The sequence below is a fragment of the Hymenobacter pini genome (assembly GCF_020421205.1).
Classification (GTDB): Bacteria; Bacteroidota; Bacteroidia; order Cytophagales; family Hymenobacteraceae; genus Hymenobacter; species Hymenobacter pini.
Map to the genome: position 1 here is coordinate 218,704 of NZ_JAIZZH010000003.1, position 24,797 is coordinate 243,500.

General features: G+C 57.3%; 23 protein-coding genes. 13 read left to right on the forward strand and 10 right to left on the reverse strand.

Annotation, left to right across the window (positions count from 1 at the left end; translation table 11 throughout):
* Positions 1-99 precede the first annotated feature (99 nt).
* The 7 genes from poxB to LF252_RS12245 all read right to left on the reverse strand — a co-directional run bounded on the left by poxB (position 100) and on the right by LF252_RS12245 (position 7,322).
* Entirely contained in the window at positions 100-1,827 is a 1,728-nt protein-coding gene (poxB, locus tag LF252_RS12215; RefSeq protein WP_226269877.1) for a ubiquinone-dependent pyruvate dehydrogenase, read from the reverse strand.
* 60 nt (positions 1,828-1,887) lie between these two features.
* Positions 1,888-2,286 (reverse strand): OsmC family protein, encoded by a 399-nt coding sequence (locus LF252_RS12220; protein ID WP_226269878.1) that lies wholly within the window; start codon positions 2,284-2,286, stop codon positions 1,888-1,890.
* A gap of 84 nt (positions 2,287-2,370) precedes the next feature.
* On the reverse strand, positions 2,371-3,231 hold the full coding sequence (locus tag LF252_RS12225) for a DUF5694 domain-containing protein (protein WP_226269879.1): 861 nt from the start codon (positions 3,229-3,231) through the stop codon (positions 2,371-2,373).
* Between the two features lie 140 nt (positions 3,232-3,371).
* Positions 3,372-3,791, reverse strand: a complete 420-nt coding sequence (locus LF252_RS12230; protein ID WP_226269880.1) for a hypothetical protein — start codon at positions 3,789-3,791, stop codon at positions 3,372-3,374.
* A gap of 25 nt (positions 3,792-3,816) precedes the next feature.
* Positions 3,817-5,445 carry an acyl-CoA carboxylase subunit beta gene (locus tag LF252_RS12235; RefSeq protein ID WP_226269881.1) on the reverse strand — a complete coding sequence of 543 codons (1,629 nt, stop codon included), beginning with the start codon at positions 5,443-5,445 and terminating at the stop codon, positions 3,817-3,819.
* A gap of 95 nt (positions 5,446-5,540) precedes the next feature.
* Entirely contained in the window at positions 5,541-6,542 is a 1,002-nt protein-coding gene (locus LF252_RS12240; RefSeq protein ID WP_226269882.1) for an MlaD family protein, read from the reverse strand.
* Positions 6,543-6,608: 66 nt separating this feature from the next.
* Positions 6,609-7,322, reverse strand: coding sequence for an N-acetylmuramoyl-L-alanine amidase family protein (locus tag LF252_RS12245; protein ID WP_226269883.1), 714 nt, complete (start codon positions 7,320-7,322; stop codon positions 6,609-6,611).
* Positions 7,323-7,532: 210 nt separating this feature from the next.
* Between LF252_RS12245 and LF252_RS12250 the strand changes: the two genes are divergently transcribed.
* The 4 genes from LF252_RS12250 to LF252_RS12265 all read left to right on the forward strand — a co-directional run bounded on the left by LF252_RS12250 (position 7,533) and on the right by LF252_RS12265 (position 13,134).
* Positions 7,533-10,361 carry a putative LPS assembly protein LptD gene (locus LF252_RS12250; protein WP_226269884.1) on the forward strand — a complete coding sequence of 943 codons (2,829 nt, stop codon included), beginning with the start codon at positions 7,533-7,535 and terminating at the stop codon, positions 10,359-10,361.
* A gap of 144 nt (positions 10,362-10,505) precedes the next feature.
* Positions 10,506-11,321 carry a 3-methyl-2-oxobutanoate hydroxymethyltransferase gene (gene panB / locus LF252_RS12255; RefSeq protein ID WP_226269885.1) on the forward strand — a complete coding sequence of 272 codons (816 nt, stop codon included), beginning with the start codon at positions 10,506-10,508 and terminating at the stop codon, positions 11,319-11,321.
* Positions 11,322-11,432: 111 nt separating this feature from the next.
* Positions 11,433-12,140: an RluA family pseudouridine synthase gene (locus LF252_RS12260; protein ID WP_226269886.1), complete on the forward strand. Its 708-nt coding sequence runs from the start codon at positions 11,433-11,435 to the stop codon at positions 12,138-12,140.
* 238 nt (positions 12,141-12,378) lie between these two features.
* Entirely contained in the window at positions 12,379-13,134 is a 756-nt protein-coding gene (locus tag LF252_RS12265) for an acyl-CoA desaturase (protein ID WP_226269887.1), read from the forward strand.
* 85 nt (positions 13,135-13,219) lie between these two features.
* Here the strand turns inward: LF252_RS12265 and LF252_RS12270 are convergent, their stop codons facing one another.
* Positions 13,220-14,656, reverse strand: a complete 1,437-nt coding sequence (locus LF252_RS12270; protein WP_226269888.1) for an amidohydrolase family protein — start codon at positions 14,654-14,656, stop codon at positions 13,220-13,222.
* Positions 14,657-14,881: 225 nt separating this feature from the next.
* Here LF252_RS12270 and LF252_RS12275 point away from each other — a divergent pair, with 225 nt between their 5' ends.
* The 4 genes from LF252_RS12275 (at position 14,882) to rplS (ending at position 17,338) form a co-directional block, all read left to right on the forward strand.
* Positions 14,882-15,427: a 30S ribosomal protein S16 gene (locus tag LF252_RS12275; RefSeq protein ID WP_226269889.1), complete on the forward strand. Its 546-nt coding sequence runs from the start codon at positions 14,882-14,884 to the stop codon at positions 15,425-15,427.
* Between the two features lie 76 nt (positions 15,428-15,503).
* A complete protein-coding gene (gene rimM / locus LF252_RS12280; protein ID WP_226269890.1) occupies positions 15,504-16,112 on the forward strand; it encodes a ribosome maturation factor RimM in 609 nt (202 codons plus the stop codon).
* An 8-nt stretch (positions 16,113-16,120) separates the two neighbouring features.
* Entirely contained in the window at positions 16,121-16,795 is a 675-nt protein-coding gene (trmD, locus tag LF252_RS12285; protein ID WP_226269891.1) for a tRNA (guanosine(37)-N1)-methyltransferase TrmD, read from the forward strand.
* A 165-nt stretch (positions 16,796-16,960) separates the two neighbouring features.
* Positions 16,961-17,338: a 50S ribosomal protein L19 gene (gene rplS / locus LF252_RS12290; protein WP_226269892.1), complete on the forward strand. Its 378-nt coding sequence runs from the start codon at positions 16,961-16,963 to the stop codon at positions 17,336-17,338.
* Between the two features lie 84 nt (positions 17,339-17,422).
* Here rplS and LF252_RS12295 read toward each other — a convergent pair whose 3' ends face one another.
* On the reverse strand, positions 17,423-17,791 hold the full coding sequence (locus LF252_RS12295) for a hypothetical protein (protein WP_226269893.1): 369 nt from the start codon (positions 17,789-17,791) through the stop codon (positions 17,423-17,425).
* A 140-nt stretch (positions 17,792-17,931) separates the two neighbouring features.
* On the opposite strand from LF252_RS12295, the gene LF252_RS12300 reads away from it, so the two are divergent.
* Positions 17,932-20,919: a M1 family metallopeptidase gene (locus LF252_RS12300; protein ID WP_226269894.1), complete on the forward strand. Its 2,988-nt coding sequence runs from the start codon at positions 17,932-17,934 to the stop codon at positions 20,917-20,919.
* 90 nt (positions 20,920-21,009) lie between these two features.
* Complete coding sequence (locus LF252_RS12305) at positions 21,010-21,609, forward strand: inorganic diphosphatase (RefSeq protein WP_226269895.1); 600 nt, start codon at positions 21,010-21,012, stop codon at positions 21,607-21,609.
* Between the two features lie 68 nt (positions 21,610-21,677).
* Here the strand turns inward: LF252_RS12305 and LF252_RS12310 are convergent, their stop codons facing one another.
* Positions 21,678-22,388: a DNA repair ATPase gene (locus LF252_RS12310; protein ID WP_226269896.1), complete on the reverse strand. Its 711-nt coding sequence runs from the start codon at positions 22,386-22,388 to the stop codon at positions 21,678-21,680.
* Between the two features lie 273 nt (positions 22,389-22,661).
* Here LF252_RS12310 and LF252_RS12315 point away from each other — a divergent pair, with 273 nt between their 5' ends.
* The 3 genes from LF252_RS12315 to LF252_RS12325 all read left to right on the forward strand — a co-directional run bounded on the left by LF252_RS12315 (position 22,662) and on the right by LF252_RS12325 (position 24,793).
* Complete coding sequence (locus LF252_RS12315) at positions 22,662-23,069, forward strand: 6-pyruvoyl trahydropterin synthase family protein (protein ID WP_226269897.1); 408 nt, start codon at positions 22,662-22,664, stop codon at positions 23,067-23,069.
* Positions 23,062-23,751 carry a GTP cyclohydrolase I FolE gene (folE, locus tag LF252_RS12320; protein WP_226269898.1) on the forward strand — a complete coding sequence of 230 codons (690 nt, stop codon included), beginning with the start codon at positions 23,062-23,064 and terminating at the stop codon, positions 23,749-23,751. Before LF252_RS12315 ends, folE begins: the two co-directional genes overlap by 8 nt.
* 130 nt (positions 23,752-23,881) lie before the next feature.
* Positions 23,882-24,793, forward strand: a complete 912-nt coding sequence (locus LF252_RS12325; protein WP_226269899.1) for a TIGR01777 family oxidoreductase — start codon at positions 23,882-23,884, stop codon at positions 24,791-24,793.
* The last annotated feature ends 4 nt before the right edge of the window (positions 24,794-24,797 follow it).

Below are 24,797 nucleotides of genomic sequence, written 5' to 3' on the forward strand. Positions count from 1 at the left end.
GCTCGGAATGACAGTACCATTGCAACATCAGCACGCGAAATTTCTCAGACACCGGCTTGATGCGCCACATGCTTGGAAGGACGGTTTAGTTTCCTTGCCTTACCGCAGCAGGTTGGTTTTTGCCAGTTCCAGCACTTCATCACCCCGGCCGCTCATGATGGCCTTGAGGGCGTAGAGACTGAAGCCTTTCACCTGCGCGGCCTGAATGGTGGGCGGCATCGACAGTTCGGTGCGCTTTACCACGGCATCCAGCACTACCGGGCCGGGGTGGGCCAGCATGGCGGCAATGGCGGCGGGCAGGTCGGCGGGGTCCGTCACGCGGATGCCCCGCACGCCGGCGGCCTCAGCCAGAGCGGCAAAGTTGGGGTTGTCCAACTCAGTACCGTATTCCAGCAGGCCGGCAGCCTTCATTTCCAACTCCACAAAGGCCAGGCTGGCGTTGTTGAAGATGACGATTTTGGCGGGCACTTTCAGCTGTTTCAGCGTCAGCAGCTCCCCCATCAGCATGGCAAAACCTCCGTCGCCGGCCAGGGCAATTACCTGCCGGCCGGGGCTGGCCAGCTGCGCGCCCAGAGCCTGGGGCATGGCGTTGGCCATGCTGCCGTGGTTGAAAGAGCCCAGCAGCCGCCGCCGGCCGTTCATGCGCAGGTAGCGGGCCGCCCAGATAGTAGGCGTGCCTACGTCGCAGGTGAAGATGGCATCCTCGGCGGCCTGCTCGTTCAGCAGCCGGGCCACGTACTGCGGGTGCATGCTGGTGTCGCCGGCCTCGCCAGTGGCCAACTCGTCCAGATCCTGGCGGGCTTCTTGGTAATGGTCCAGGGCTTTCTCGAGGTGGCGGCGGTTCTGCTTGTGGTTGAGGATGGGCAGCAGGGCCTGCAGCGTAGCCGACACGTCACCTACCAAGCCCACCTCCACCCGGGTGCGGCGGCCGATGTGCTCCCCGCGCAGATCTACTTGTACGGTGCGGGTTTCCTGGGGCAGAAACTGCGTGTATGGGAAGTCGGTGCCCAGCATCAGCAACGCATCGGCGTCCATCAGAGCTGCGTAGCCGGAGGTGAAGCCTAGCAGCCCGCTCATGCCCACGTCGTAAGGGTTATTTCCCTCCACGTACTCCTTGCCGCGCAGGGCGTGCACCACGGGAGCACCCAGGGCTTCGGCCACCTGCAGCAGCTCGGCATGGGCCTGGGCGCACCCAGCCCCGGCCAGAATGGTCACTTTATCAGCGGTATTCAGCAGGTCGGCGGCGGCGCGCAAATCCTCTAGGGCTGGCACCAACGTGGCCTTGCTGCGCAGGGCCGGCACCCGGGGTTCGGGCGCTTCGGTTTCCTCAAAGTTGATGTCGCCGGGAATTACCAGCACGGATACGGCCCGCTGCGTGAGAGCCGTTTGCACGGCGGCTTCTATCATGCGCACGGCCTGGCCAGGGTTGCCCAGCAGCTCGCAATACGCGCTGCATTCCTTGAAAGTGGTTTCGGGGTGGGTTTCCTGAAAGTAGCCGGTCCCTATTTCGATACTCGGAATCTGAGCCGCAATGGCCAGCACCGGCACGCGGCTGCGGTGGCAGTCGTAGAGGCCGTTGATGAGGTGGGTGTTGCCGGGGCCGCAGGAACCGGCACACACGGCCAAGGAGCCGGTGAGGTGGGCTTCGGCGCCGGCAGCAAAGGCCCCGGCCTCTTCATTGCGCACGTGCACCCACTCAATATCGTCGCGCCCCCTGATTTCGTCGGTAATGCCGTTGAGCGAGTCGCCCACCACGCCGTACACGCGCCGCACGCCGGCTGCTACCAGGGTATCTACCAGTATTTCCGCTACTGTCTTCTTTGCCATCGTCTTCGGGTTTACATCCGGAGGCTATACGGCAACTTCTGGTTTTATGGCGGAGCTCCGTTAGGGTTGCAGCACAATGGGAAGGCCCTGCCGCAGCGTATTGTGCACTTCCGCTACCTTATCCACGTGCTGAATCAACGCGGCAACTTCTTCTGCGGAAGCATCAGCCTTCACTGTAGCAGTGTACGTAAAGTTTCGGCCCGGCTCACCTTCCGCCCCAAACTCTCCGCTCACGGTTACCTCTATTCCCGAGACTGTTATCTGCCGTTTAGCGGCTTCACGGTATATATCATTGCAGCAACACGTGGCCAGCGCCAGCAGCAACAGCTCGCCCCCATTCACGGCCGAGCCCAGCCCCGTTGGTTTCACCGGAACTGTCAAGGTTTTAACTACCTCATCGGTGCGCACTTGTACTTCGTGCTGTTGATACTGGCTGGTAATCCGGGCCGACAGTTGCATATCATCCGGGCTTAGAAGAACGCTGAAGAACAGAAACCTGTGCTAGAAGATACGCTCTTTCAATTCGTTTCCTTCCAAAGCCACCTACTTCTTCAGATACTTCCGCGACTCTACCACCCGAAACTCCGGATCAGCGGCGAAGATACTTTGCAAAGAGCCGATATGAGCAGCCCCAAATAAGGCCAGCACCCGCTGCGGCCGGGTTTGCAAAGCCTGCGTGACGATGTTCGAATAGATTTTATAGTCCCGGTTCTTGAACACCGAAATCAGCTCCGCCCCAATGTACCGGGGGTCTACGAAGGCCGTGTCCACGGCCGCGTCGGGGTTGGTGAAGCGGCTGTTCGTTACCCGGGCCGGCGTCACATAGCGCAGCCGGTACACTAGGTTGTACAGCTCCGGCTGGTTGATGGCGGCCAGGTACCGGTCCAGAGGCAGGCTGCCATCTTCCAACGCGGCTCTCTTGGCACCGGCCACTTTACTTAGTTCCGCGCCGGCCTGCTGGTACAACTCAATGTTCTGGCCGGTGCGCAAAATACCCTGCGACGTACCGCCCGGGGCATTCACACAGTAAATTTTGGGGAGTTGCAGCTGCTTACCCAGCCGAAAGGCTACCTGATAAATCTCACTGCGGCCACCGGGCAGAGCAGCCAGGTCCAGCTTATCCTGGCGGTACAGGGCGTAGAGGCTGTCGAGGCGGGGCTGCTCCGCGGGAAGGGCTTCCACCACCAGCATATCGGGGCGGTATTTGCCGATGGCGGCCGTAAAGCGGCTGATACGCTGCTGTCCCTGGGGCGTCAGTACATCGGTGGCGGGCTTGTCGGGTTTGTAAATTTGGGTCAGATGGTCGCAGCCGACTACCATTACCTCAGCAGGTTTAGTAGAGCTCTGAGCCAGCCCATTAACGGACGCAGTACACAGAGCTAGTAGCAGAATATACTCTCGCATAGGGTGATTAGGAATATATCTGCGAATTACGCCACCCGGCTGAATTTTCCGCCTACCTATTTCAGGAAAAATAACGGCCCGCCGCTCCTGTTTGGTGCGACGGGCCCTTGATTCAGTATTCGTTAATTTAAACAAACGAATTAGTACTCAAAATCGCCTGCTATGTCATCCCAAGGCAGTTCTTTTAATTTCCTTACTACTTCAGGATAGATAGGTAATGCATAGCTATCCTGATACCATATAACGGTTAGGGCAGAGAAATGCATATCGTGGTTTCTCGCTGGTTGAGGATGATATAACTCCGCAATACATTGAATTTTAGGCAGTATTGCCGGTTTGCCGAAGACATACCATTTTTCCCGCTTGAGTAATTTTTGCACAGGTTCTATCAGGAATATATCCTGTGCATAGAAAATTCTTCTTGCAGAATCTTTTACCCTGCGCAATATCTCCTTGTTCATCCTAGTAGTTGGCAGCCCTTCGAGCAGACCCGAATAAGTACCAGCTTGATGCAATGCTTTCATGACAACAGTCTTGCCATGCCCCATTTCAATATCCATAAGTACTAGATGCCTGTTCGTTTTCTCACACCTGAATCACCCCCACATTATACGCCTTTTCAATCGGCGCGTGGTTGGCCATTGAAATGCCCTGGGAAATCAGTTTGCGGGTTTCCAATGGGTCGATAATGGCGTCGACCCAGAGGCGGGCGGCGGCGTAGTAGGGTGAGAGTTGCTCGTCGTAGCGGGCCTTGATGTTGTCGAACATTTCCTTTTTGGCTTCATCCGTCAGCTTTTCGCCCTTGCCCTCGGCGGCGGCCACCTGAATCTGCAGCAGCGTGTTGGCCGCGGCGGCCCCGCTCATTACGGCCAGTTGAGCGGTGGGCCAGGCCACAATCAGGCGGGGGTCGTAAGCCTTGCCGCACATGGCGTAGTTGCCGGCCCCGTAGCTGTTACCCACGATAACCGAGAACTTGGGCACCACGGAGTTGGCCATAGCATTCACCATCTTCGCTCCGTCCTTGATGATGCCGCCGTGCTCACTCTGCGAGCCCACCATGAAGCCCGACACGTCGTGCAGAAACACCAGCGGAATCTTCTTCTGGTTGCAGTTCATGATGAAGCGCGCCGCCTTGTCTGCCGAGTCGGAGTAGATGACGCCGCCCATCTGCATAGCCCCCTTCTTGGTCTTCACGATTTTGCGCTGGTTGGCCACAATGCCCACCGCCCAGCCGTCAATGCGGGCCAGCCCGCAAATCAGGCTCTGTCCGTAGAGGTCCTTGTAGGGCTCGAACTCCGAGTTATCGACCAGCCGCTCGATGATGTCCATCATGTCATAGGGCTTCACCCGGTCCGAGGGCAGCAGGCCGTAGATTTCCTTTTCATCCTTGGCCGGCGCCTGGGGTGCTTTGCGCGAGAAACCGGCCGTAGCTTGCCCGCCCATCTTATCGAAAATGTTGCGGATGTGGTCCAGGCACTCCTCGTCGCTGCTGAACTTGTAGTCCGTCACACCCGAAATTTCGGAGTGGGTGGTGGCCCCGCCCAGCGTTTCGTTGTCAATACTTTCCCCAATAGCCGACTTCACCAGGTACGAGCCCGCCAGGAATACCGAGCCGGTGCCGTCCACAATCATGGCCTCGTCGGACATAATCGGTAGGTAGGCCCCGCCGGCCACGCAGGGGCCCATGATGGCCGCCAGCTGCACGATACCCATGCTGCTCATCACCGCGTTGTTGCGGAAGATGCGGCCGAAGTGCTCCTTATCAGGAAAGATTTCGTCCTGCATCGGCAGGTACACCCCGGCCGAGTCCACGAGGTAGATAATCGGCAGCTTGTTTTCGATGCTGATTTCCTGAGCGCGCAGGTTCTTTTTGGCCGTAATCGGGAACCAAGCGCCGGCCTTCACCGTGGCGTCATTGGCCACAATCACGCACTGCCGGCCCTGCACGTAGCCAATCACTACCACCACGCCGCCCGAGGGGCAGCCGCCTTCCTGCGGGTACATGCCCTCCCCGGCAAAGGCGCCGATTTCAACGGTTTCCGAGCCTTTGTCAATCAGGTACTCAATCCGCTCCCGGGCCGTGAGCTTGCCTTTGGCTTTATGGGCAGCAATGCGCTTTTCGCCGCCGCCGAGCTGCACTTTCTCCAGCCGCTTTTTCAGCTGGAAGTTGAGTTGCTTAATGCTGTCTTCGTTCTTGTTGAATTCGAGGTTCATGGGTGGGAGTGGGTGGGAAAGCGGCAAAAAAAATCCGCCCTGGGTGGGGCGGATTCAAAGGTAGGAAAGTAGCGCGAAGCCGAAGCGTGAGCTACTTACTTCACAGTGGTTTTCACTTCGGTTTCGGTGGTGGTGCCGTTGGGCTTCACGGTAGTGGTTTCGGTTTCCTTCTTGGCCTTACCCCCGCCCCCGAATACCGAAAAATGCACGTAGTTTTTGGGGTTGGCTTTCAGGTCCTGAAGCAGGGCGTTGGAGCTGGCGGCCGTGGCGTTGAGGTTATTGTAGAGCGTGGAGTCACGCAGGAGCTTGCCCAGTGAACCTTGCTGGTCCGACAAAGAGCGGTTCAGCGTGGTCATGGTTTGCTGGGCCTCGCCCATGGTGGCGTTGAGCTTGCGCATGGCCGGGCCCACCGGAGCGCCCTTCAGCGAGTCGCTGAGGGTGGAGAAATTGGCGGCAATCCGGTCGAACTTCGCGCTGGTTTTGTTCAGGTCGGCCGTGAGGCGGGCCATGTTGGTGGTAATCTGGTTGATATTGCGCTGGTTCATCAGTAGCAGGTTTTTCAGCGCCTCAGTGCTGCCCTGGGCATTGAGCAGCGTAGCCTGCAGGCTCACTTTGGCATCCTTGTTCAGGAAACCATTCACCTTAATCAGGGTCGAATCGACGGTACCCAGCACGGGCAGGGCTTTGGCCTGGAAGGCATCCGTAATGCTGGCCACGGTGTATGATTTCAGGGTTTCGCCCCCGTCGTACACCTTGCTGTCTTTGCCCAGAAACAGGGTAATGGTTTTGGAGCCCAATAGCGAACCACTGAGGCTGGCCACGGTGGAGTCGCCCACGGTTACGCTTTTTTGCAGTTCCAAGGCCACTTTCACGCGGTTGCCTTCCTGGGGCAGCAGGGTCATTTCTTTTACTTGGCCTACTTTAATACCATTCAGCACCACGGGGTTACCCACGTTCAGGCCGTCCACGTTGTCGTACTTGGCGTAGTAGGTGCGGTCCGATGACAGCAGGTTGCTCCCTTTCAGGAAGTTGAAGCCGAAGATGAGCAGGGCTACCGCCACAATACCCAGCAAGGCTACTTTGATTTCTTTCGACACGGGGGTCAGCAGTTAGTTGGAGGGAGAGTCAGAAAGTCGGGGGCCGAGTTGCACAGCCCGGCGGGGCTACTCGCCCGAGGTTGCTTCCAGCTCATTTTTATAGTCGCGGAAGGCCCGGTAAATGCCCGAGGCCATATACGTCTGATTAGTCTTATCGTTCAGATACTCCTCTTCCTGCCGGTTGGTCAGGAAGCCGGACTCAATCAGCACGGCTGGCATAGTGGATTTCCAGAGTACCAGAAAACCCGCCTGCTTCACCCCGCGCGAAGGTCGGCCCACGGTGGTGCGCAGCTGCCGGTCTACCTTCTGGGCAAACCGAATACTATTTACAATATGGGCGCTCTGGTAGAGCGAAAACAAAATATGACTCTGGGGCGAGGTCGGGTCGAAGCCGTTGTACCGTTCCTGGTAGTTGTCTTCCTGCAGAATTACCGAGTTTTCGCGCTTAGCCACGGCCAAATTAGCGTCGGTTTTATGCGGGCCCATCGTCCACACTTCGGTACCATTGGCCGAGGCCGCGGAGGCATTACAATGCACCGAAATAAACAGGTCGGCATTGTTCTTGTTGGCAATGCCAGCCCGGTCGGCCAGCTCCACAAATACGTCGGTCTTGCGGGTGTATACAACCTTTACGTCCGGCATATTCTCTTCTATCTGCCGGCCCAGGGCCAATATAATTTTCAGTGCTACATCGGCTTCGCGGGCTTTCACGCCGGCGCAGCCTCTATCCTTACCGCCATGCCCCGCATCCAGCACTACTGTACGTAGCCGATACCGCATCGGAGCCGCAACTGGTTCCGAGTGTTGAGGAAAAGCAAAGCCGGCGAGTGAAAACAGGGCCGCCGCGCCCAGAGCGACAATATTCCGCACGGAGTTCGTTAGTTGGGGCAGCGACCCGCTACCTTTGCAAACCGCCACAAAATAAACGATAAAAACTACGTGGCCTTACCCGCGCCTGTGTTCCATCTTGTTGTACGTGCATTCTGGCCCTTGCGGTGGCTTGTTGGCCTGCTAGTACTCACCCTAGGAGTACTTGGGCCGCTGCACGCCCAACAGCGCCCCCGCACTACCAATGTGCCGGCCGATGTGCGGCCGCAACCCCAGATTCTGAACCCGCCGGCTCCTGCTGGCCCCGTACGAGACACTACTGGGCTGGTAACCGGCACGCCCGACTCGTTGCGGGTGGCCGCTGGGGGCCGCAAGGGAGCCGTGGAAACTACCGTCAAGTATAAGGCGCAGGATTCCATCCGGTTTGAGGTGCAGAACAAGCGCGCCATTCTCTACGACAAAGCCAACGTGGATTATGGCGAGATGAACCTGAAAGCCGCCCTGATTACCGTTGACTACAGCAAAAACCTGGTAACCGCCGAGGGCGCCGCTGACTCCACGGGCAAAGTGCAGGACAAGCCCGTGTTCAAGCAGGGTGCCGAAACCTACCAGGCCGGCCGCATCGACTATAATATCAAGAGCAAGCGGGGCCGCATCACCGACGTGGTAACCCAGCAGGGTGAAGGCTATATCCACGCCGAAACCATCAAGAAGAACGAGCTGAACGAGATGTTCGGGGTGCATGGGCGCTACACTACCTGCAACCTTGAGAACCCCCATTTCTATATCAATGCCACCAGGATGAAGGTGATACCGGGCCAGAGTGTAATTACGGGCCCGTTTAACCTGGTTATTGGGGATATTCCCACGCCGCTGGGCTTTCTGTTCGGGTATTTCCCGTCGCCCAAAAACAAGCGCCGCTCTTCGGGTCTCATCATCCCCACGTTTGGGCAGGCCGCCGACCGGGGCTTTTTCCTACGCAACGGCGGCTACTACTGGGCCGCCAACGAGCACATTGGTGTACGCCTCACCGGCGACATCTACTCGGGCAACGCTGACCGGTTTGGGGGCTGGCGTGGTACGGCCGAAATGCAGTACATCACCCGGTACCGCTACCAGGGCCTGTTCACGTTCAATTACAGTTCCCAGCCCACCGAGCGGTTGCTGGGTACTACAGATGCCAATACCAACCCCACCTACAACGTACCCCGTTCGGCGAAAACCTTCGCCCTGCTCTGGACGCACACGCCGGTACCCCGGCCCAACGGGGGGCGGTTTTCGGCTAACGTTAACATCAGCAGCAGCAACGGCTCCTATTACCGGCAGAACTCTTACAACCCGCGCAACTACCTGTCGTCGGCGTTCCAGTCCACGGTTTCCTACTCCAAGCAGCTCCGGTACGCGCCCATCAACTACAGCATCAACCTGAGCCAGAGCCAGAACACGCAAACCGGTACCATGGATTTCACCCTGCCCGACGTTTCGGCGCAGCTGGCCCGGCAATACGTGTACGATATCCTCAAAATCAGACCTCGAAAGATCTACGAGCAGCTCGCGTTTTCCTACGACCTGACCTTCCAGAACAAGCTTTCCAACAACATTGCCGCCCGCCAAATCAATGGTGGCTCGGTGCCGCTGCTGGGCGGCTCTTCGGCAGCGTTTGTGATGCCTGTGAAGCTGAACAATATCAATAAGCTGCTGCGTAACTCCCAAACGGGCATGCGCCACAATTTCGGCATCAGCCTGGGTAGCTACAACTTCGCTCACCTTAACTTCAGCCCCACGGTTTCCTACAACGAAATCTGGTATTTCAAGAAGCTGGATTACTCTTACAACGAAACGGCCCGCGCCATTCAGGTAGATACCATTGCGGGCTTCAACCGCCTGTCTAGCTACAACGCGGGCATCAGCATGAGCACCAACTTGTATGGTACCCTCGTGCGGAAAGGCACGCACAAAATTCAGGCGCTGCGTCACAAAATCACGCCCAGCCTTATCTACAACTATACTCCCACCAGCTCGGCCCGCAACTCGGGGCTGGAACGCATTGCCACCCCCGGCCTGCGCGACCCCTCTACCGGCCGCTTATATTCCGAGGGACAGACGTATATTGATAATCAGGGCTTTCTGCTACCTCAGTACAACGGCTTCCTCTATGGCTACCCTACTTCTACCGAAGTCAGCCAGCTGAGCTTCTCGCTGCAGAACGCCGTAGAAATGAAAGTGCGCAACTCCAACGACACCACCGGCAACACGCCGTTCAATAAGGTGAGCCTGATTGACGGCCTGGATTTCAGCACGGGCTACAACTTTGCTGCCCAGCGCCTGAAGCTGGCTCCGCTGTCGTCCACGTTCCGCACGCAGGTAGCGCGCAAGCTGAACGTGACCCTGAACGCCAACTTTGAATTCTACCAGCGCGACTCCACCGGCACGCTGAAGGATGATTTTCTGTGGCAGAACAACAAGAAAATCAAGCTGGCCCGCCTCTCTACGGCCAATGCTTCTCTCTCCTACCAATTCAACCCCAGCCAGGGCAAGAAGAAGTCTACCATCTCGCGTGACGCTGCCCCGGTGAATGACCCGCAGTTGGGCTCCCCGCGCGTCATCAACCCCTACGAGGACTACGTGGACTTCTCGATTCCCTGGGAGTTGAATACCAGCTTTACGGCTTCCTACGCCAACCAGGGGCCCTTGCCTGAGCTTCGGTCCCGGCCCCGCAAAGCCCCGTACACGGCCGCTTCGCTCAACCTGAACGGCTCGGTGAAGCTTACCGAAACCCTGCGCTTCGGCTTCAGCACCAACTACGATTTCATCAACCGGGCGCCGGCCTTCACCAACCTGGATATAACCAAGGACCTGCACTGCTGGCAGATTACCGGCAACTGGCGACCTTTTGGGGCTACCCGGGGCTATTTCGTGACGATAGCAGCTAAGTCGGCACTGTTGCAGAGCCTCAAGCTCAGCCGCAACCGCACCTTCCTGAATTACTAGGGCCTTGGGGTGTAGCAGCCTTCAGGTTGCCTTGCAGAGTTCTTTTCTGAAAAATTCCGCAGCTTTGGCCTCACGTTCGGGACCTCGGATAGCCATCCGAAATCCAAGTCCCCAGGTTCCTAAGTCCCCAAGTCCCTAAATACCATGTCCCAACACAAAGAAGTCAAGCTCGTGACCACGCACCAGTTGCTGGCCATGAAGCAACGCGGCGAAAAAATATCCATGCTCACCGCCTACGACTTCTCGATGGCCCAGATTCTGGACGGGGCCGGCGTGGATGTGCTGCTCGTCGGCGACTCGGCCTCCAACGTCATGGCCGGCCACGAAACCACCCTGCCCATCACTCTCGACCAGATGATTTACCACGCCCAGAGCGTGGTACGGGCCGTGAAGCGAGCCTTCGTGGTAGTGGATATGCCCTTTGGTTCCTACCAAGGCAACTCCTCCGAAGCGCTGCGCTCCGCCATCCGCATCATGAAGGAATCGGGCGGGCACGGTATCAAGCTGGAAGGCGGCGCTGAAATCAAAGACAGTATTACCCGGATTCTGACGGCCGGCATTCCTGTAATGGGCCACTTGGGGCTTACTCCCCAAAGTATTTATAAATTTGGCACCTACACCGTGCGGGCCAAGGAAGAAGCCGAAGCCCAGAAGTTGATTGAGGACGCCCTGTTGCTGCAGGAAATCGGGTGTTTTGCGCTGGTACTGGAGAAAATTCCCTCAGCCTTGGCCAAGCAGGTAGCCGAAAAGCTGACTATTCCGGTTATCGGCATCGGCGCTGGTCCCGATGTGGACGGGCAGGTGCTGGTAGTGCACGATATGCTGGGCATCACCAAGGAGTTTAAACCCCGCTTCCTGCGCCGCTACGCCGAGCTGGGCGACCTGATGCACGACGCGGTGCAGCGCTACATTCAGGATGTGAAGTCGCGCGACTTCCCCACGGCGGAAGAAGCGTATTAAGTTGAAGGATGCATGCTGAGTTATGCATGTTGAATTAACCAAGTGGGCTGCTGCGAAGAAGTTGCAGTGTGCAGCACTAATTCAGCATTCGTAATTCATAATTAACTCGAAGTGAATCGACCAAACCTGTGGGCGGAAGGCCGGGAAATCCTATTTGAGGACAACCACCTGCTCATCATCAATAAACCCGCCGGCCTACTGGTTCAGGGCGACGCCACCGGCGACGAGCCGCTTTCGGCCAAGGCGGAGGAATACCTGCGCTTCAAGTATAAGAAGCCGGGCGCGGCCTTCGTGGGCGTAGCCCACCGCCTCGACCGGCCCGTGAGCGGCGTGGTAGCCTTGGCCAAAACCAGCAAAGCCCTGAGCCGCCTCAACGAGATGTTCCGGGACAATAAGGTGCACAAAACCTATTGGGCCCTTACCGGCAAATGCCCCACCCCCACCCAGGGCCACCTCACGCACTGGTTGGTGAAAGACCCTATCCGCAACACTACCAAAGCCTACACCGAGCGGCACGGCCAAGGCCTGAAATCGGACCTGGATTATCAGGTGCTGGGCCAGGCAGGTAGCCGCTGGCTGATACAGGTGAACCCCATTACGGGCCGCCCTCACCAGATCCGGGTGCAGCTCAGCTCCGGCCTCGGCACGCCCATCGTCGGCGACGTGAAGTACGGTTTCCTGGCTCCCCTGCCCGACGTCAGCATTGCCCTGCACGCCCGGCAGCTAGAGTTTCAGCATCCCGTTACGAAAGAAGAAATGTGCTTTCGGGCCCCCGTGCCCGATGTAGCGCACTGGGAAGCAGCTCAGGCATACTATTAATTACTGCCACTCTGAACCGGAAAATAAAGCGTCATCCTAAGTAGTGCTCAGGATGACGCTTTATTTTCTAGCCTGCACTTGTGAATAATATTTTGTCCTTTTCAGAAGGCTAATTGCACTAGGGGCAGGCAGGGCCGTAGTTTTGTGGTGCGGCACTTGAACTTTAGCAGGGAATTTGAGCTTTTGGCCTCAAACGTGCCCGCCGCTCCCGGTTCCGACCTCTAATTTTTCTGCCCCTATGGCAATACTCTTTTTCTTCGTAGCGCACTACTACCTGTCGCTCTTTACGCAGACGTTCTATCTGCACCGGTACGCTGCCCACAAGATGTTCACCATGAACAAGTTTTGGGAGAAATTCTTTTTCCTGTTCACGTACATCTGCCAGGGTTCCTCGTTCCTGTCGCCGCGGGCGTATGCGCTGCTGCACCGCATGCACCACGCCTACTCCGACACCGAGCTGGACCCCCACTCTCCCCACTTTTCCTCTAATGCCTTCAGCATGATGTGGAAGACTAAGGTGATTTATGGGGAGGTAGTGGAAAACCGCTATGAGGAAGCCAAGCGTTTTGAGGGCGACACCCCCGAGTGGAAAGCCCTGGAGGCCTTTGGTGGCACGGCTGTTTCCCGCATTGGCTGGGGCGCGCTGTACGTATTGTTCTACGTACAGTTTGCCACGGCGTGGTGGCAGTTCCTGCTGCTGCCCATCCACTTCCTGATGGGCCCCATCCACGGTGCTATTGTGAACTGGGGCGGCCACAAATACGGCTACCAAAACTTCGATAACCACGATAAATCCATGAACACGCTGCCTTTCGACTTCTTGGCGTTTGGCGAGCTGTTTCAGAACAATCACCACAAGCTACCCATGCGCGTGAACTTCGGCGTGAAGAAATGGGAGCTGGACCCCACCTACGCCGTTATCTGGGTACTGGATAAAGTAGGCGTGGTAAAGGTGAAGCGTAAGTGGCAGCAGCCCGTCCAGATGGCGGCTTAGCTTTTGCTCTAACCGAACAGGGTTTACACGAACAGCCCCGTACCTGACATGCAGGTACGGGGCTGTTCGTGTAAACCCTGTTCGGTTAAGGAATAGATCCACCTTCAGCCTTTGCCTGCTGCTTCAGTTCTGTCAGTGGTAAGAGCTTGCCCGCTTGTATCACGTACCGGATAGCCCGAGTAGCCCGGATGTTTTGATCAGGCTTACCGGTGACAACTACTATGTCGGCTACATGGCCGCGTTGCAGGGTGCCCAACTGCGGCTGCCGTAAAATGCGGGCGGCCCCGCCGGTAGCAGCGTATAAAGCTTGGCTTGGGGTAAGTCCTGCCTCTACCAGTAAGGCTAGTTCCCGATGTAGTCCGCCCCCGGCGAGGTTATAGGCGCCTGCTGGGGCATCGGTGCCTGCCCCAATCAAGCCGCCCAACTTGTGCACTCGGCGTACCACGGCCTGCGCTAAGTGCAGATCTGCTAAAGAAACTTGGTGCGCTTCCGCATCATAGGCCTTTGCCTGCATTTCAAACCATTGTTGCATGGCTGACGGTACATAAGCAGCTCCCGGCAACCCCTGTAACTGCCGGGCCGAGTCAGGAGCGGCGGCTGCATAGAATACCGAGAAGGTAGGCACCAAGGCTACTTTGGCCCGCACAGTTGCTTGGGCCAACTGGTCGAGTAGTTGTTCATCGAAGGGTTCTTTAGCGGGGTCGCCGCCGAGGCGCTTGTAGGCCAACGCATATCCGCTTGTGTGCTCAATACTACTCACGCCTGCCTGAATAGCTTGCAGAGCGTCCACTTGCGCCCCTGTAAGCCCCCTCGTTATCTGCATACCTAAGTCCGTCATTACGGGCAAGTTCTTTTGGCGGGCGCGGGCCACTGCAGCTTGGTACGCCGGCCAGGACAGTTGCTCGTATAGTTTCACCACAGAAGCCCCATGAGCGGCTAGGCTATCCACAGCCGCTTGGGCTTGGGCTGGTGTGCTCACTTCCAGCACCAAATTGTCCGTAATAGGCCCCGCCGTAGCCGGCCGAATAGCTACCTGCAGGTCTGAATCGGGAAAGCCAGAGGCTGTCAGCAACTCTCGAAAAAACGTGGTAGGCCCATCGAGCAAGGGCCCACTGTAAAGCACGCGGGGCGCATACGGCCGAATGCGTCGGACTTGCGCAAGCATGGTTAGCTGGTTGTTCGCGTCGCGGACGGTAGTAACGCCAGCGGGTAACAACCAAGCAGTGTACTGGGGACGCAAATGCTCATGCAAATCAATCAGACCTGGCAGAATAGTTTCCTCTGGCGCTACATTCACTACTCTCGCTTTAGCCGGAATGCGCACCCGGTTTTCGGGGCCGACAGCTAGGATGCTACCAGACTTTATTACCACAACTCCTCGCTCCAGGGCAGGACGGCCAGTACCGTCCCACAGTCGCCCCCGCAATACCAGCACCGAATCGGGTACTTCACCAGCCGCCCAATGACTTACTATTAAAATTATACCCAATAGCCAATAGCGGTGGCGGAAACGTACTTGCATACCTAACTGATAGTAGAGAACCGAGAAAATTACGACGAATAGTGGAGCAGTAATTTCAGCTTTTTTACGGTTTTCTAGCCTTTACGCAGCCACTTAAATGCGCCGCGCTTACCTGTACCATTACACAGAATACCGGCAACGCTTTTTATCCGCAAAAACTGTGTGTACCTTTGCACCTCATTTTCAACCAGACGCACGGGATGCGTCGCTTAACCAAACCGGTTTATGGCAGTTAAAATCCGCCTCGCCCGTCGTGGCCGCAAGAAGGCCGCAATGTTCGACATCGTTGTTGCTGACTCCCGCTCGCCCCGCGACGGCCGCTTCATCGAAAAAATCGGTACCTACAACCCCCAGACCAACCCCGCCACCATCAACTTCGACGGTGACAAGGCGTTCGACTGGATCATGAAAGGTGCCCAGCCCACGGATACCGTGCGCGCCATGCTCTCTTACCGCGGTGTACTGTACCGCAAACACCTGCAACTGGGTGTTATCAAAGGTGCTATTTCGCAGGAAACTGCTGACCAGCGCTTCACCGACTGGAAAGAGCAGAAAGACGCCAAAATTGAAGGCAAGCGCACCAACCTCGGCAACGCCAAGGAGGATGCTCGCAAGCAGCGTCTGGCCGCCGAAACCAAAGTAAACGAAGCTCGTGCTGAAGCACAGCGCGCCAAGCAGGCTGCTGCTCTGGCTGCTGCCGCTCCGGCCGCTGAAGGCGAAGCTACCGAAGCTGAAGCCCCGGCTGAAACGACTGAGGAAGCCGGCGCTTAATTTCCGGCTCACGTGAGAAGGTGATGAGGTAACTGAGTGCCCTCGGGCATGCTGGTTTCACCTCATCACCTTCTCTATGTTTCCCCTCTTCATTTCTTCTGCCATGACGCTCGACGACTGCTACGAACTGGGTTCCATTGTGAAGCCCCACGGCCTGAAAGGCTTCGTGGTGGCCGCCCTGGATGTAGACGACCTGGAGGCGTACCGTAAGCTGAAAAAGGTGCTGCTGGCTTTGCCCACGGCTCCGGAAAAGCTCACGGAATACGCCGTTGAGAAGCTGCAGCCCCAGGGCACCGGCCGGGCATTGCTCAAGCTGAAAGGTATTGAGCGGGTAGAGGAAGCTGAGCCGCTGCGTAACGCCAAGCTCTGGCGCCCCCTTTCGGAGCTACCCGCACTGGAAGCAGACCAGTTCTACTTCCACGATGTGATTGGCTTTACGGTGGTGGATGCGCAACTCGGCGAGTTGGGCACCGTGGAAACCTTCTACGAGTTGCCCCAGCAGGATGTGCTGTCGATGCGCTACAAAGGCCAGGAAGTATTAATTCCGGTGGCTGATGAGCTCATTTTGCACGCCGATGAAGAAGCGCGGAAACTGCACGTGAACCTCCCCGAAGGCCTTCTGGACGTGTACCTCACGCCGGCCTCGCGGGAGCGGGATGAGCCCGACGAAGTTGTAGAGCCCTAGGCCCGGTTATGCGCATCGACATTGTCACGTGTCAGCCGGATTTGCTGGTGAGCCCCTTTGCCCATTCCATTGTGAAGCGGGCTCAGGACAAAGGCTTGGCCGAAATTCACCTGCACGACCTTCGCCGCTACGCTATTAACAAGCACGGTCAGATTGATGACTACGTGTTTGGGGGCGGGGCCGGCATGGTGCTGCGCGTGGAGCCTATTGCGGCCTGCTTTGACGAATTGCTGGCCCAGCGGAGCTACGAGGCCGTCATTTACATGACGCCCGACGGTGAAACGTTGCGCCAGCCCCTGGTCAACCGACTATCGTTGGCGGGCAACCTGCTCATTCTGTGCGGGCACTACAAAGGCGTGGATGAGCGTATCCGTCAAGCCTACATCACCCACGAAATCAGCGTAGGCGACTATGTGCTGAGCGGGGGTGAGTTGGGCGCAGCCATACTGGTGGATGCGGTGGTGCGGCTGTTGCCCGGCGTGCTAGGCAACGAGGAATCAGCCCTGAGCGACTCGTTTCAGGACAACCTGCTGGCCCCACCCGTGTACACCCGCCCGGCCGAATGGCGAGGCCTTACAGTACCGGAGATATTGCTTTCGGGCAATACCCCCAAAATTGACGTGTGGCGGCACGAGCAGGCCCTGGCCCGCACCGAGCAACGCCGCCCCGACTTGTTACAGTGAATGAGGCCCCAAGCAAATCCACCCAGCTCTTCCGTGCTGCCAGTGGGGTTGCTTACTAAATCACTCATCCACTCATTGTTTTAATAAAAATAGAGGGCTATATTTGCGCCTCTTTACCCGAAACCCTTCAGGGCGGCGCGGCCGTCCTTCACAGTTTTTCCAGCCATGAGCGTACTACTCGATTTTATCCAGCAGGAATCCCAGGAGCGCCGCGCCAGCTTCCCCCAGTTTGCAGCCGGTGACACCGTTAACGTCCACGTAAAAATCCGCGAGGGTAACAAGGAGCGCATTCAGCAGTTCCAGGGCGTGGTGATTCAGCGTAAGAACACCAACTCGAACGGCGAAACCTTCACGGTTCGTAAGATTTCGAACCAAATCGGCACCGAGCGTATTTTCCCGCTGCTGTCGCCCAACATCGACAAGATTGAAGTTATCCGTCGTGGTAAAGTTCGTCGTGCTCGTCTGTTCTACCTGCGTGGCCTGTCGGGCAAAGCTGCTCGCATCAAGGAGAAGCGTCGCGTGGTAGCTACTACCGCCGCCTAAGCTACATCAGCTTGCTTATAGAAAAGCCCAGTTCCTATTGCAGGAACTGGGCTTTTTCGTTGGCTATAGCCTGGTATGGAAAACCTATTTCAGCTGCGCAGCGGCGGCACTCAGGGCTTCACCTAGTTTCTCTACCCGCTCGGCTGTGTTGGGGTTTTCAGCAAATACGGCCGCTTTGGTGGTGTTGGTTCCCAGACGGCTCAGTAACTGCGCTACTTTGTCTTTATCGATGCTACCACCATTAAAGTGGGCTTTCAACTCCTGCAGGTCGGTTACCAGTTGGTACAACTCGGGGTTGTTTACATCTTTCAGGTCTTCAATCCAGCGCTGAAAATGGTTATCCAGGCCGGAGCGGTCTGCCTCCTCTTGCAGGTCGTTGCCTAGTAGTTTGGTGGTGCCATCAAGATGGTTCTGGTGCTGGGTGTCGTCTTTCGGTTGCTTGTGGAAGGACATATAAGAAGGTGTTAGGTGCCAGTGGGTAGCACAATGGTTGAGGTAAAAGGCAAACGTGCGCTTTTCTGGAAAGGTTATGCATGGGCGTTTGGGGCCGAACGGCTACTTTCGTTGCCGTTCGTTTTACCTCTCCCCCATTCATGTTGCGCATCCCACAACTACTACGCACAAGTCTGCTTCTCGTGGCCCCTACTACCATTGCCTGGGCGCAGGCACCGGCTACCTGGCAGCAAAAAGTTGATTATTCTATTGACGTAACGCTGGATGACCGCCAGCACCAGCTCACGGGCCGCGAGGAAATGGTGTACACCAACAACTCGCCCCAGGCCCTGTCTTTTATCTGGTTTCACCTCTGGCCTAACGCTTACCGGGACAACAACACAGCCTTTGCCCGCCAGCAGCTCCGTAACGGCAACCGGGAGTTTCAGTTTGCGCCGGCCAGTGAACGGGGCTTTATTGATGGGCTCGAATTTCAGGTAAACGGCCAGTCAGCTCGCCTGGAGTATGACGCTAACAACCCTGATATGGCCAAGCTGGTGCTGCCGCAGCCGCTGGCTGCCGGGGCCACAGCTACCATTAGCACCCCGTTTCGGGTGAAAATCCCGGGCTCGTTTTCGCGTTTTGGCCACGCCGGGCAGAGCTACCAGGTAACCCAGTGGTACCCCAAGCCAGCCGTGTACGACCAGAAAGGCTGGCACCCGATGCCCTACCTCGACCAAGGCGAGTTCTATTCGGAGTTTGGTTCTTTTGATGTGCGCATCACGCTGCCGGCCAACTACACCGTGGGTGCCACCGGCGTGCTGCAGAACCCCGATGAGCAGCAGCGCCTCGACCAGCTAGCCGCCGCCACTGCCGCCAAGAAAACCCAGGAAGACTTTGGTACCGACATGAAGTTTCCGGCTTCGGCGGCTGAAACGAAAACCCTGCGCTACGTGCAGGACCGAGTGCACGATTTTGCCTGGTTTGCCGATAAGCGCTACAATGTGCTGAAAAGCGGCGTTACGCTACCCTCTGGCCGGCAGGTGACCTCCTGGGTGATGTTCACCAACAAAGAGGCCCTGGAATGGGTAAATGGCCTTCAAAACATCAACAAAGCGCTTACCTACTACTCGCAGTGGGTGGGCGAGTATCCGTATGCTTCGGCTACGGCTGTCAGCGGCTCCTTGAAAGCCGGCTCGGGGATGGAGTACCCCATGGTGACGGTAACGATGCCCATGGCCATTGTGCACGAAGTAGGCCACAACTGGTTCTACGGCGTACTGGCATCCAACGAGCGGGACTACCCGTGGATGGACGAGGGCGTGAACACCTACACCGAAAAACGGGTATCCGCGCTGGATAAAAATTCAGACGGTACGTTCAGCTTTTTCTACAAACGCTCTGAACTGGCCGCCAAAGTTGGGTGGGAGAATTTGCCGGCGGCAGCTTTTGATCTACTGCCTTATCAGCTTACTGCCTCCCGCGGGCTGGACCAGCCCGTGGCGCTGCCAGCGGCTGAGTTTGGCAGCTTGAATTACGGCTTGATGGTGTACGGCAAAACGCCGGTTTTGCTGAATTATCTGGCCGGCTACCTGGGTCAGGAGAAGTTTGACGAGGCCATGCGCACCTACTTCCAACGCTGGCAGTTCCGCCACCCCTACCCGGCCGATATGCAAGCCGTATTTGAGGAGACTACCGGTCAGAAGCTGGATTGGTTTTTCAAGGATATGCTCGGCACGCAGAACCACTACGAGGTGGCCCTGTCGGATATGTTAGTGCAGAAAGGCACCGTAAAGGTGCTGGTGCGCAACGATTCTCCGGCCCCGCTGGCCGTGCCCGTAGCCAGCCTCGACGCCCAGGGCAAGGTGCTGGAAACCCAATGGACGCCCGTATTTGGTGGTACTGATGACGATGAGAAAGACGAAACCCAGCTCAACTTCCGCCGCGAGGGTGTAGCGGCAGTAGTTATTGACCCCGGCTACCTGACGCCCCAGCTGAACCGCCGCGACGATATGCGCCAGCTGGAAGGCTCCTTCCCGACCTGGGACCCGCTGCAGGTGAAGCCGCTGGCCAGCCCCGAGCGGTGGGACCGGCACTTTATCAACTGGGCACCGGCGCTGGGGGCTAACACCTCCGACAAGTTTATGCTGGGGGCTGCCTTCTACACCAACCTGATTACGCCCAAACGCCTGAACTTTCTGGCCATGCCCATGTACAGCTTCAACCAGAAGGAGCTGAACGGAATTGGCCGGGTGGCGCTGCACGTGCTGCCGCGTAACAACGTGCGCCAGCTGCTTACGCAGGTGCAGGTAACGCGCTTTGAGCGGTTTGTGAAGCTGGAGCCCAGCATCACGCTCCAGATGCCGCACTCCGCTTTCAACCGGGTGCAGCAGTGGGCCCGGCTGGCTACTACCTCGGTGCAGAATGAGGACCTGAACCGCACCAGCAGCATCCAGACGCTGGAATACCAGGCCCAGCACGGCAATGCTTTGCAGAACTGGTCGGCCCATGCGGAGCTGAACTTCCTGGCGGCTGATGCCTCGAAGGACATCAAGGACCAGCGGGCTTCTCTGCTACGCGTGACGGCCACGTACGGCCGGTATTACAATAAGAACAAGCAGGTGCGCGCCCGCTTGTTCGGGGGAGCTTTCCTGAAATCCAGCGAGGAGTTCATGATGGGGCTGAGCGGTAGCTTCGACTACCGTCGTCAGAATACGTACCTCGACCGTCAGCAGATTTCGCCCACCTTCGCCGCTCAAATTCACCAGACGGACGACCGGGACGGCGCCTTCAAGGCCTATGTGCCCGTGGTGAGCCGTGACTGGCTGACCACGCTGAATCTGGAAGCTGACCTGCCTGTAACTCCGCTGGCCGTGTACGGCGACCTAGGCTTGGGTAAGGTGCGGAACATTGGCTCTTTGTCCAGCTCTACCCGTGGTTACTATGGAGCAGGCCTCATTCTGCCCGTTTCGCAGCTTATCCTGCCCACGGCCAAGAATTTCCTGCGCATTTATATCCCAGTGGCCGGCTCCCAGTTCGATAATGGGCTGCCCGAAAGCCGGAAAGACTTCACCAGCAACATTCGCTTTGTGCTGCACCTGGAGCGGCTGAGCCCCTTCCGGCTGCTGGACGAGCAGTTTGCCCGATAGCCTGATTCCTTTTGCTGCGCCCGGTTGGTATTTTATGTACTGGCCGGGCGTAGTATCTTTTGCCCACCTGCTCTTTACCTTCCAGCCCCTATGCGCATTCCCCAAGTCATCCTGCCCGGTATATTCTTAACAACTTTACTCGGCTGCCGCACCGATTACGCTGATTTGCCCACGTATTCGGCCGAGCGGAAGCTGCTGCAGGTGGTGGTGGAGATGCCGGCGGGTACTAACCAAGTGCAGCACTATAATTTTGCCACCCACAAGTTTGAGCCCCAGCAACAGGCGGGTACCAATGAGTTGGTGGAGTTCTTGCCGCTGCCGGGCAATATGGGCTTCGTGCCGGGCACGTGGGTGGCCGCTCTGGCTCCTGGAACGCAACAGCCTTTACCGGCCCTTGTGTTGTCCGAAACCCAGCCCGCAGGCTCGGTGCTGGAAGTTACCCCTGTGGCGCTACTCTCGCTGGATGTCAATGGGGCCATGCAATCGGTGCTGGTGGCAGTACCGGCCCGGCCCGCCCAGCGCATTTTGCCCGATGCTACGGACTGGGCCACGCTAAACCGGCAATATCCCGGTGTACGCAGCTCGCTGAGCCTGTGGTTCCAGCACCGTACCCGCCCAGCCGAAACCCGCATTGTGGGCTGGAAAGACGAGAAAGAGGCCGAACAGTACGTGCGCAACCACAGGCAATAACAACGCAAAAGCCCCACCAGCAGGCTGGTGGGGCTTTTGTAAGCGGCTGAATAAGTCCAAAGGGCTACCTATTCGATTTTGTTCATGCGCTCTTTCACGGCCTCCAGGGCGATGCGCATGTTCACAATGTCGGCGCGGGCGGCTTCCTGCTCTTTCAGGTTCAGGTCCACCAGGTTGTTGTACTGTTGCAGTTCAGCAGCGTTCTGAGCCAGCTGCTGCTGAATTTCAATTTTGCGCTGCTTGTTCTTCTCGATGTCCTTTTTGATGGCGTCAGCCTTCGAAATTACGGCCGAGTGGTTGTCCTGCGACTGTTGCAGCGCCTTCTCGGCAGTTGCAACCTGAATGGCCAAGTCTTCACGGTACAGCTTGCGGGCGAAATCTTTCAGATAGCCTTCCGCCGATTTCCACTGCACGGGCGTAGCATCCTTGCTCAGGTAGGCGTTGCCCAAGTCAATCGACCACCATACCGTGGTGCCCGTTGGTACGGCATCCACTTTGCTGATTACGCGGATGGGCGTTTTTGAAATCGACTCGATAACCACACCATCCATGGTGTACACGCCTTTGTCGGATTTCACTTTGCTGCCGAACTGCTCGTCCAGCTGCTTTTTCCAGGAGTCTTCCACGCGCTTGCTATCCAGCTGCAGCGCAACCCGCTGACCTTTGCGCGGAATACCTTTAACGGCCATTTCCGTTTCGTCAACGGGCGACTTTTGCGCGAAGCTCGTCACCGTTGTTGCTACCGTCAGCAGCAGGGAGAAAAGTAAGCCTCGTTTCATAAGCGAATGAAATAGAGTGATGAAGAAATGATGTGCAGGTGAATGTGGCCGGCTAACTGTATCCGACTGACCAAATTTAACCAGACTCCCAGCATCTTACTAGGCCCCGGATTGTTTTTTTTGAGGAAAATTAACTTTTGTCGGAATAATAACATCTATCATTGCTTAGGTACCACAAAAACATAGCCATATATCTATGTATCCTTCGGGGGCGGCGGACACACGGCCCTTTTACCGCAAACAAAAGCAACCTTTACGCGTTGTTACCCGACCATGACAGTTACCATCTGCCGCAAAGAGCACTTCAACGCCGCCCACCGCCTGCACAACCCGGCCTGGAGCGACGAGGCCAACCAACAGGCCTTTGGCAAGTGCAACAATCCTCATTATCACGGACATAACTACGAATTGATTGTCCGATTGACGGGAGAGATTGACCCGGCCACCGGCTACGTGTACGACATGAAACGGCTGAGTGACCTGATCAAACGCGAGATTCTGGATACCTTTGATCACCGAAACCTAAATCTGGACACGGAGGAGTTTCGGCAGCTTAACCCCACGGCCGAAAATATTGCCGTAGTTATCTGGAACCGCCTGCGCCCCCATCTGGAGGACCGCCTGGCCCTGTCGGTCACGCTGTATGAGACCGAACGTAATTTTGTAGAATACCATGGATAATTCCGTGCCTGCGGCCCCTGCCGCGGACGGTGCCGCTCACCGCCCTACTGCTGCCGACGTGCAGCTGCCCGCCGATTTGCGCACGCCTTTACGCGACGATGCCTTTGCGCTTAGCGACGACGAAAAAATAACGGCCATTGCCGGGCACTTCCAGGAAATTATGCACCTGCTGGGCCTAGACCTGACCGACGACAGCCTGAGTGGTACGCCCCGGCGCGTGGCCAAAATGTACGTGCAGGAGTGGTTCAAGGGCCTCGACCCCAGGCACCGTCCGGAGGTGCGACTGTTTGAGAACCGCTACCACTACCAGAATATGCTGGTAGAGCGCGACATTACGGTGTTTTCGTGCTGTGAGCACCATTTTGTGCCCATTATCGGGAAAGCGCACGTAGCATATCTGCCAGGCACACACGTGGTAGGCCTTAGCAAGCTGAACCGAGTGGTGCAATACTTTGCCCGCCGCCCGCAAGTACAGGAACGCCTCACCCGTCAGATTGCCGAAGAGCTCAAAACAACCTTGGGCACCGAGGATGTGGCCGTGCTGATTGAAGCCGACCACCTGTGCGTAATGAGCCGCGGCGTGAACGACACCAATAGCAGCACCATTACGGCCGAGTATGGCGGCGCTTTCGGGCAGGATGAAGCCTTGCGCCGGGAGTTTCTGCGACTGATTGGTAAATGAGTTTCTGGTTTCTAGTTGCTTGTTTCTAGTTTTGATACCAATGTAGTGGCAAGTCCCCGTGTCAACCACGCAAATTAGCTTATTGGCGTAAACGCTCAACCGAGAAACCAGCAACTAGAAACTGCTTCAGATGGCCCGTAAAGTATTGATTACCGGGGGTACCGGCATGATTGGCACCCGCCTGGCAGAAATGCTGATTGACGGCGGCTATGAAGTAGCGCTGCTCAGCCGTACGCCCGGTAGCGGCCGATTCCGCAGCTTCCGCTGGGACCCCACCGCCGGTACCATAGACGAGGCCGCCGTGCCATACGCCGACTACATCATCAACTTGGCCGGCAGCAGCGTATCGGATGGTAAATGGACGCAGGAGCGCAAGCGCGAAATCCTGTCGAGCCGGCTGGCGGGTACGCAGCTCATGGCCCGGGAGCTGGCCAAGCAGAATCACCACGTACAGGCATTTATTTCGGCTTCGGCCATTGGAATTTACGGCGACCGGGACGACCAGATTGTAACCGAAGAAACCGCCCCTGCCCCCGGCGACTTCTTGGCTGAAGTATGCCAGCGCTGGGAGGCGGCTGCCCAAGGCGTGACCGAATACGGCATTCGCACGGCTATTTTCCGCATTGGCATTGTGCTCAGCCCCGAGGGCGGGGCGCTGGTGCCGTTAGCCCGTACGGTGAAGCTGATGGCCGGGGCACCATTGGGCTCGGGTAAGCAGTACATGTCCTGGATTCACCTCGACGATTTGTGCCGGTTGTTCATCCAGGCGCTGGAGCAGCCGCAGTGGGCGGGCATCTACAACGCGGTATCCCCGAACCCCGTGACCAACCAAGAGTTTACCAAAACCCTGGCCGAGGTGCTGCACCGCCCGCTGGTATTGCCAAAAGTGCCTGAATTCGGCCTAAAGCTCGTGATGGGCGAAATGAGCGAGATTGTGCTGGCCTCGCAGCGCGTTAGCGCCGAAAAAACTTTGCAACAAGGTTTCCGCTTCGAGTATCCGCAGTTGCGCGGCGCTTTGGAATCGTTCTACGGCGACGAATAACCAG

What these genes read in the sequence shown, in the direction of transcription:
- folE (WP_226269898.1), top strand. Translation starts at nt 23,062, where the DNA reads ATGGATAATTCCGTGCCTGCGGCCCCTGCCGCGGACGGTGCCGCTCAC.
- poxB (WP_226269877.1), bottom strand. Translation starts at nt 1,827, where the DNA reads ATGGCAAAGAAGACAGTAGCGGAAATACTGGTAGATACCCTGGTAGCA.
- LF252_RS12235 (WP_226269881.1), bottom strand. Translation starts at nt 5,445, where the DNA reads ATGAACCTCGAATTCAACAAGAACGAAGACAGCATTAAGCAACTCAAC.
- trmD (WP_226269891.1), top strand. Translation starts at nt 16,121, where the DNA reads ATGCGCATCGACATTGTCACGTGTCAGCCGGATTTGCTGGTGAGCCCC.
- LF252_RS12275 (WP_226269889.1), top strand. Translation starts at nt 14,882, where the DNA reads ATGGCAGTTAAAATCCGCCTCGCCCGTCGTGGCCGCAAGAAGGCCGCA.
- LF252_RS12230 (WP_226269880.1), bottom strand. Translation starts at nt 3,791, where the DNA reads ATGGATATTGAAATGGGGCATGGCAAGACTGTTGTCATGAAAGCATTG.
- LF252_RS12315 (WP_226269897.1), top strand. Translation starts at nt 22,662, where the DNA reads ATGACAGTTACCATCTGCCGCAAAGAGCACTTCAACGCCGCCCACCGC.
- LF252_RS12300 (WP_226269894.1), top strand. Translation starts at nt 17,932, where the DNA reads ATGTTGCGCATCCCACAACTACTACGCACAAGTCTGCTTCTCGTGGCC.
- LF252_RS12325 (WP_226269899.1), top strand. Translation starts at nt 23,882, where the DNA reads ATGGCCCGTAAAGTATTGATTACCGGGGGTACCGGCATGATTGGCACC.
- LF252_RS12305 (WP_226269895.1), top strand. Translation starts at nt 21,010, where the DNA reads ATGCGCATTCCCCAAGTCATCCTGCCCGGTATATTCTTAACAACTTTA.
- rimM (WP_226269890.1), top strand. Translation starts at nt 15,504, where the DNA reads ATGTTTCCCCTCTTCATTTCTTCTGCCATGACGCTCGACGACTGCTAC.
- LF252_RS12270 (WP_226269888.1), bottom strand. Translation starts at nt 14,656, where the DNA reads ATGCAAGTACGTTTCCGCCACCGCTATTGGCTATTGGGTATAATTTTA.
- LF252_RS12220 (WP_226269878.1), bottom strand. Translation starts at nt 2,286, where the DNA reads ATGCAACTGTCGGCCCGGATTACCAGCCAGTATCAACAGCACGAAGTA.
- LF252_RS12265 (WP_226269887.1), top strand. Translation starts at nt 12,379, where the DNA reads ATGGCAATACTCTTTTTCTTCGTAGCGCACTACTACCTGTCGCTCTTT.
- rplS (WP_226269892.1), top strand. Translation starts at nt 16,961, where the DNA reads ATGAGCGTACTACTCGATTTTATCCAGCAGGAATCCCAGGAGCGCCGC.
- panB (WP_226269885.1), top strand. Translation starts at nt 10,506, where the DNA reads ATGTCCCAACACAAAGAAGTCAAGCTCGTGACCACGCACCAGTTGCTG.
- LF252_RS12245 (WP_226269883.1), bottom strand. Translation starts at nt 7,322, where the DNA reads ATGCGGTATCGGCTACGTACAGTAGTGCTGGATGCGGGGCATGGCGGT.
- LF252_RS12310 (WP_226269896.1), bottom strand. Translation starts at nt 22,388, where the DNA reads ATGAAACGAGGCTTACTTTTCTCCCTGCTGCTGACGGTAGCAACAACG.
- LF252_RS12295 (WP_226269893.1), bottom strand. Translation starts at nt 17,791, where the DNA reads ATGTCCTTCCACAAGCAACCGAAAGACGACACCCAGCACCAGAACCAT.
- LF252_RS12225 (WP_226269879.1), bottom strand. Translation starts at nt 3,231, where the DNA reads ATGCGAGAGTATATTCTGCTACTAGCTCTGTGTACTGCGTCCGTTAAT.